The organism is Methylobacterium sp. WL103 (assembly GCF_008039885.1).
Classification (GTDB): domain Bacteria; phylum Pseudomonadota; class Alphaproteobacteria; order Rhizobiales; family Beijerinckiaceae; genus Methylobacterium; species Methylobacterium cerastii.
The window spans coordinates 1-1,195 of record NZ_VRUX01000919.1 but is presented as its reverse complement, the minus strand read 5'-3'; the positions used below and the strand labels follow the sequence as shown (position 1 = coordinate 1,195).

At 74.0% G+C, this 1,195-nt stretch carries 2 protein-coding genes; both read left to right on the top strand.

From position 1 onward, the window contains the following. The coding region (locus tag FV222_RS26700; RefSeq protein WP_187277492.1) for a polyprenyl synthetase family protein at window positions 1–317 on the top strand (317 nt) is incomplete at its 5' end. Window positions 318–456: 139 nt separating this feature from the next. Beyond that, the coding region (locus tag FV222_RS26695) for an acetylserotonin O-methyltransferase (protein WP_246685690.1) at window positions 457–1,195 on the top strand (739 nt) is incomplete at its 3' end.

Here is a 1,195-nt window from a genome sequence, read left to right as displayed (position 1 = left end):
CCGCGGGCGCCACGCCGCTGCCCTGGCGGCTTCTCGGGGAATGCCTCGGCGAGGCCTATCAGGTCGCCGACGACCTGCGCGACGTCGCCTGCCGCCAGGAGGAGATCGGCAAGCCGGCCGGCCGCGACGCAACCCTCGGGCGCCCGAACGCCGCCCTGCTCCTCGGCCGCGGCGGCGCACTCGATCGCCTGAAGCGCCTCTCGGCCGAGGCGATCGAGGTGATCCCGACTTGCCCCGGCGCCGACGCGCTCCGCGCCGAGATCGCCGCACAGACCCGGCTATTCCTGCCCGCGAGCCTCGCCCACGAATTCGCCTGAGGCGGGATTTTCCATGCTGTCGGAGGTGGATGCCGGTCCGGTCGCGGGTCCCCTCGTCCAAGGGGAGAGGGACAGTGTGAGGGGCGTGACCTTTCCGGACGACGCACGCTCCTCACTCCAGCCTTCTCCACCTGGGAGATTGCACGCGCGCGGCCCGCGCCCCACCCTTCGCGAGCGCTTTCGCGCGTTCCGCATCGCCCGGGTGGCGAGCCCGGCGTTCCAGCGCTGGGCCGCCGGGTTTCCCCTGACGCGGCGCATCGCGCAGCGGAACACGCGGGCGCTGTTCGACCTGTGCGCCGGGTTCACCTACTCGCAGGTGCTGTTCGCCTGCGTCCGCCTCGACCTGTTCCACACGCTGCGACCCGGCCCGCTCCCGACCGCGGTCCTGGCCGAGCGCTTCCGCCTCGCGCCGGAGCGGGCGGAGCGTCTGTTGAAGGCCGCCGCCTCCCTCGACCTGATCGCCCGCCTGCCCGACGGGCGCTGGGCGCTGGCCGACCTCGGGGCGGCGCTGATCGGCAACCCCTCGGTGGCGGCGATGATCGAGCATCATGCCATGCTCTACGCCGACCTCGCCGACCCGGTGGCGCTGCTGCGCGGCGAGCCGGGGCCGACGCGTCTTTCCGGCTACTGGCCTTACGCGATGGCCGCCGAGCCCGACGCCGCGGAGGCTGACGCGGTGGCCGGCTACAGCCGCCTGATGGCGGCCTCGCAGGCGCTCATCGCCGAGGACGTGTTGGACGCCTATTCGCTCGCCTCGCACGCCTGCCTGATGGATGTCGGCGGCGGGGAGGGCGCCTTCGTCACGGCCGCCGCCGCCCGCCACCCCGGCTTGCGCCTGATGCTGTTCGATCTGCCGGCCGTCGCCGCGCGGGCAGAGG